The sequence below is a fragment of the Verrucomicrobiia bacterium genome, assembly GCA_035495615.1.
Taxonomy (GTDB): domain Bacteria; phylum Omnitrophota; class Omnitrophia; order Omnitrophales; family Aquincolibacteriaceae; genus DATJFP01.
On sequence record DATJFP010000072.1, the window covers coordinates 1 to 5,401 of the forward strand.

Annotated in this window: 6 protein-coding genes; 4 read left to right on the forward strand and 2 right to left on the reverse strand. The window is 57.6% G+C overall.

Annotation, left to right across the window (positions count from 1 at the left end; genetic code table 11):
* The 3 genes from VL688_09415 to VL688_09425 form a co-directional block, all read left to right on the forward strand.
* Window positions 1-395, forward strand: a 395-nt coding sequence (locus VL688_09415; GenBank protein ID HTL48258.1) for a molybdopterin-dependent oxidoreductase, incomplete at its 5' end; no start/stop codon positions are given.
* Window positions 396-401: 6 nt separating this feature from the next.
* Entirely contained in the window at window positions 402-1,520 is a 1,119-nt protein-coding gene (locus VL688_09420) for a complex I subunit 1 family protein (GenBank protein ID HTL48259.1), read from the forward strand.
* 13 nt (window positions 1,521-1,533) lie between these two features.
* Window positions 1,534-1,950: an NUDIX domain-containing protein gene (locus tag VL688_09425; GenBank protein ID HTL48260.1), complete on the forward strand. Its 417-nt coding sequence runs from the start codon at window positions 1,534-1,536 to the stop codon at window positions 1,948-1,950.
* Between the two features lie 79 nt (window positions 1,951-2,029).
* Here VL688_09425 and VL688_09430 read toward each other — a convergent pair whose 3' ends face one another.
* Together VL688_09430 and VL688_09435 are read right to left on the reverse strand one after the other, a co-directional pair.
* Window positions 2,030-2,656 (reverse strand): urate hydroxylase PuuD, encoded by a 627-nt coding sequence (locus tag VL688_09430; GenBank protein HTL48261.1) that lies wholly within the window; start codon window positions 2,654-2,656, stop codon window positions 2,030-2,032.
* A gap of 87 nt (window positions 2,657-2,743) precedes the next feature.
* Window positions 2,744-3,310 carry a redoxin domain-containing protein gene (locus VL688_09435; GenBank protein ID HTL48262.1) on the reverse strand — a complete coding sequence of 189 codons (567 nt, stop codon included), beginning with the start codon at window positions 3,308-3,310 and terminating at the stop codon, window positions 2,744-2,746.
* 288 nt (window positions 3,311-3,598) lie between these two features.
* Here VL688_09435 and VL688_09440 point away from each other — a divergent pair.
* Window positions 3,599-5,401: hypothetical protein (locus tag VL688_09440; protein HTL48263.1), on the forward strand; the 1,803-nt coding region annotated here is incomplete at its 3' end.

Below are 5,401 nucleotides of genomic sequence, written 5' to 3' on the forward strand. Positions count from 1 at the left end.
TCCAGGCCGCGCTCGGCAAGGTCAAGTGGACGCTTTTCGTCGGCCCCAATCATAATCTCAGCTCCGAAACGTCTTCCTACGTGTTTCCGTCCGCGACGCATTTCGAAAAAGAAGGCACCTTCACGAATTTTGAAGGCGTGGTCCAGAAATTCGACAAGGTCCTCGAGCCTGTGGGGCAGGCCCTTTCGGAAGGCGACATCCTGATGCGCCTGGCCAAGGAAATCGGCCCGCACATCGCCTACGATTGTTACGCCGACATTTTCCGGGAAATCGCGATCAATCACGAAGGCTTCAAAGGCCTCAGCTACGAACAGCTCGAGCCCAAAGGCGCGGACATCCGCACCATGGCCGCTCCGACGATTCCCGCGCTGCAACAGTACGACAACATTCTCTAGGACATTATGGTCACGATCGTTCTTGCCGGCCTTGTGCTTTTCATGGTGATCAACTTTGCCGCGCTGCACACCTGGATCGAGCGCAAGCAAAGCGCCATCATCCAGGACCGCATCGGCGCGAACCGCGCTTACATCGTGCTGCCGTGGAAATGGGCCAAACCCATCAACTGGCTGCTCACGCCGCTCAACAGCCTCGGGCTTTTCCATCCGATCGCGGACGCGATCAAGATGTTCACGAAGGAAGATTACATCCCGCCCTACGGCGACAAGTTCCTGCACACGCTGGCACCCATGTTGTCTCTGACATTTTCGCTCGTGGGCTTCGCGGCCATTCCGTTCGGCAACGTGCTGATCCTGGGCGGCCACGCGATCAACCTGCAGGTCGCGCCGGTCAACGTCGGCATCCTGTACGTTTTTGCCATGGCCTCGATGGGCGTTTACGGGGTCGTGCTCGCGGGATTTTCTTCCAACAGCAATTACGCTTTCATGGGCGGCCTGCGCGCGGCAAGCCAGATGCTGGCTTACGAAATCACGCTGGGCATGACGATCCTGGGCATCGTCATGATCTACGGTTCCGTGGACCTTCAGGAGATCGTGCGCCGGCAGGGGGAGTATTCGTTTCTCGGTATCCCGCTCTGGGGATTCCTGACGCAGCCCGTCGGCTTTTTCCTGTTCCTGGCCGCGGGCATCGCCGAGACCAAGCGCATTCCTTACGACATGCCCGAAGGTGAATCGGAAATCATCGGCTACTTCACCGAATACAGCGGCATGAAGTTCGGCATGTTCTTTTTCACGGACTTCATCGAGACGATTCTGATCGCGTCGCTCACGACCACGCTTTTCGTGGGCGGCTGGCAGGTGCCGTGGCTTTTTGCGGACGGCTTTCACTTTCCGTGGGGCGCGGTCCTCGGCGTCCCGCATCTTGCGATCGTCGCGCTCCAGATTTTTTCGTTCACGTTCAAAGTCGTCTTTTTCTGCTGGCTCTTCATGACCGTGCGCTGGACCCTGCCGCGTTTCCGCTACGACCAGCTCATGGAACTGGGCTGGAAAGGCATTTTTCCCGTGGCGCTGGCCAATATCGTGATCACGGCGTTTGTCCTTCTCCTCCTTCATTCTCCCTCCTAACCCGGAGGTCCTCATGGCCGAAACCCGAGAAACGATAAGCGCGGGAGGGATCGTGCTGAATCCCAAGGGTGAAGTCCTTCTCGTGGAACAGCGCGGCAAAGTCTGGTCTTTTCCCAAAGGGCATGTCGAAGAAGGCGAGACTCACCTCGAAACCGCGCAGCGCGAAATCGTGGAAGAGACGGGTATCCGCGAGCTGGAGTTTGTCCGCGAGGTGGGGCGCTACCGTCGGCCCAAGATCGGCCTCAAGGGCGATGACATGACCGAAATCAAAACGCTCGTCCTTTTTCTTTTCCGGACGAAAGAGACGCGCCTCAAATGGGAGGACCCGAACATCTTTGACGCGCGCTGGGTCCCGAAATCCAAAGTGGCCGGCATGCTTTATCACTCCAAGGACAAAGAATTTTTCCTGACCCTTGTGGATTCTCTCTAAGATTTTCTTTCCCTGAAAATAAAAAACCCCCGCGGTTGCAACCGCGGGGGTTTTTTGACTTTAAGGCCTGCCTGTCTTCTTAAACCGTGGCTCCGGCTGTCTTGGAAGTATTGTACGCGGCCCAAATCGCGAAAAGGCCGAAGGCAATGACGACCACGAGCGTGAGCGGGTTCACGGCGCCGTAGTGCGAAGGCGCCAGCATGCCGAACAGCATGGGTCCGGACATGTAAGTGTTCATGCGCGAGGCTTTTCCGGCCAAGGCGCGTCCTGCGGTCAGCGCATCGCCCTGCAGCTGGCCGCTCAGAATCTTTTTCTGCGTGGGCCAGATCTTGAACCACACGTTGTACCACATCATGGTGGCGAACGACATGCCCATCAGAATCCACACCGCGCGGTCCGTGATCCGGCCGCTGTTCATGAACAGCTCGCTCGGGCCAAAGCCTTTGCCGGGCGTGTACATGTAAACCTGGGTGAAGAGGATCCAGCCCATGACGAAGGTCACCATGGCGCCCCAGCGGAACCACCAGAGGGCGCGCGGCATGAGCTTGGGATTGACGGCCTTCTTCGTGGCATCGTCCATCGCGCCCTGCAGGGGAATGTTGACGAAGTTGAAGAAATACAGGTGGCCGATCCAGGTGATGCCCGCGATGACGTGGAGCCAGCGGAAAAGTAAGTGCAGGTTACTGTAGAGATCATTCAAAGCCATGCCTACCTCCTTCGATGTTGTTTGGCTTGAAAAAGAGCCCCCGAGACGGCCGGGCCGTCTCGGGGACGGAGGAAACGAACAGACGGGTTAAATCTTGCCGACCAGATCCAGGCCGGGTTTCAGGGTCTTCTTGCCCGGTTCCCAGCTGGCGGGGCAAACTTCGCCTTTGTTCTCGCGCACGAACTTCGCAGCGAGGACTTTGCGGAGAAGCTCTTTGGCGCTGCGGCCGATCGAGTTGTCGTGCAGCTCGTAGCACTTGAGCACGCCGTCCGGATCAATGATGAAGCTGCCGCGCAGCGAAAGGCCTTCGCCTTCGATCAGCGTGCCGAACTGGCGGCAAAGGTTGCCGCTCGGGTCCGCGAGCATGGGGTATTTGATTTTCTTGATGGAAGGCGAAGCGTCATGCCACGCCTTGTGGACGAACACCGTGTCCGTGCTCACGCTGAGGATTTCCGCTCCGGCCTTCTGGAATTCCGGATGCAGCGCGGCCAGCTCTTCGAGCTCGGTAGGGCAGATGAACGTGAAGTCCGCGGGATAGAAAACCATGACCACCCACTTGCCGTGGTAGTCGGACAGCTTGAGCTGCTGCTTGATATCGTCGTTGTGATACGCTTTGACCTGAAAATCCTGAACCTTCTCACCAACCTTAACCATTTCTTGCCTCCGAATTTTTCATGGTTTAAGAAAACAAGGACGAATAGAACGCCATTTTATCACAGGTGGCAAGCCCGGAGACAGCCATGGATTTGGACCCGGCGCGGATTGTCATTTCCCTTTGCCGAATTTTTCCTGCCGGGGCCCGCCCTTAGAATTTCTAAGCAAGCCGTAAGTTGCGATTATCAAAAGAGTTATCCAGGCGCTAACAAAAGCAGGCAGCTTGAACCAGGAAGAGTGAATAGCTATACTTTATTAACCTATTTGAAAAGATTTTAAGGCTGGCTAATGACTCAACGAAGCGGACTTCTCACAAAATCTCTTGCCGCGTTTCTCGCCTTTCTTCTTCTTTTCGATCCTTTCCAGAGCGTCCGGCCGTCCTGGGTTTGGGCCGCGGGCCCCGCAGCTTTTCCACTCACACCCGAGATCCTGTCTTCGCTGGAGACCTTGAATCTTCCCGCGGATTGGGGAACCGTGCGCGAGTCGTTTTTTCCCGAAGGCAAGTCCGACAAAGCCGTGATCTTCATCGAAGACGCGCATGCGGTTTACGATTCCGGAAAGAGCATCGTCAGGTTGATCGGCTATTTCCGCGAGACGTACGGCGTTCCCCTGGTTTTTCTGGAAGGCGGAGAAGGCGAACTGGACAGCCTTTTTTTCAAATCGTTCCCGGATGCGGCGCTCCGGGCGCGGGTGCTCGACGAGTATCTCAAGCAGGGGGAATTGTCGGGCGGGGAGGCCGCCTCGGTGTTGGAAGATTCCCCGGACGCGCGTTACTACGGCGTCGAGACTGAGTCACTCTATGCCCAGAACAAAAGCGCTTACCTGGACGCGGTCCGCAACGACGAAGAGATTCATCGGCTCCTCAAGCAGGTCGAGGACGAATTGTCCCGCCGCAGCCAGGAAGGTTTTTCGACACTGACGAAGATTTTCTGGGCCAAACACCACGCATTCCGAACGGACATTCTCGATCTCCTGGATTACCTGAAAGAAACCCAGGTGTTTTTTCCCGCGGAGAAGCAGGCGCTTTTCCGCGAGTCCTTTCCCGAGCTGCATAAAATCCTGAGCTCGGAAGCCGCCGGGACCAAGCTCGCGGCCAAAGACCTGATGCCGCGAGTCCGCGCTTTCGCGGATGAATTTCGCGTCCGTCATTACGAGACGCTTTCCGCTTCCGACCGGAAACTCTTCAACCAGGACATGCAGGCTTTTCAGACCGCGGATTTGAGCGGAGGAGAATTCCTCGGCGCGATCGAGGGCTGGATCCGCGATTACGGATTTGCGATGGAAATTCCCGCGGAGCTGAAACCCGCGGCGCGGCAGACGCTCACCCTGGCTTCGATCCAGGGCAGCCGCGTGTTCGACGAAGTCCGCGAAATGGAAAAGCTTCTGGTCCAGGTGCTTCCCGAAACCGGGGAGGAACGCGCTCTGCTCGAAGACTTTTTCCGTCTCGACGTTCTGCAGGACCTGGCGGCGCTGAAACTCTCGCGCGAAGACTGGCAGGCCCTCAAGGGCAAAAGCCCGAGCCAGTGGATCGTTTCGCTTCCGGACAACAAGGCCTTGGGGATTTTGGACCGGGGTCTCAGCCGGCATTATGATTTCTACGAACTCGCGATCCGGCGCGACGAGGCACTTTTCCGCAACAGCCTCCGCGCCATGAAAGAGGGCAAGACCGGATTGTCGGTCCTGGTGACGGGCGGCTTCCATGCCGGCGGCATCGCGCGCAAGCTCAAGATCGCGAAAATCCCGTACATTCTCGTCACGCCCAACATCCAGAGCCCCGGCAGCGGCCAGCGCTACCGCCAGGTCATGCAGGGCCGCACGTCCTACATGAAATATTTCCGCGGCAGCCTTTGGGACGCGCTGGCCCAGGACTATGCCGCGAAGATGGCCGCGTCTCTGGACCCCGCGGAGCTGACGCCTTCGCTGAAACTCTGGCGCGACCGGCTCATCCAGAACTCCATCGCCGAAAAAAAAATCACGCGCGCCAATCATGCCACGCGCTACATCGACGCGCTGGTCCAGGCCCTGCGCAAGGATTACGAAAAAAACAGCCCGCTCTACGAAGAAAACATTTCCGAGGAAGAGATCCGCGCC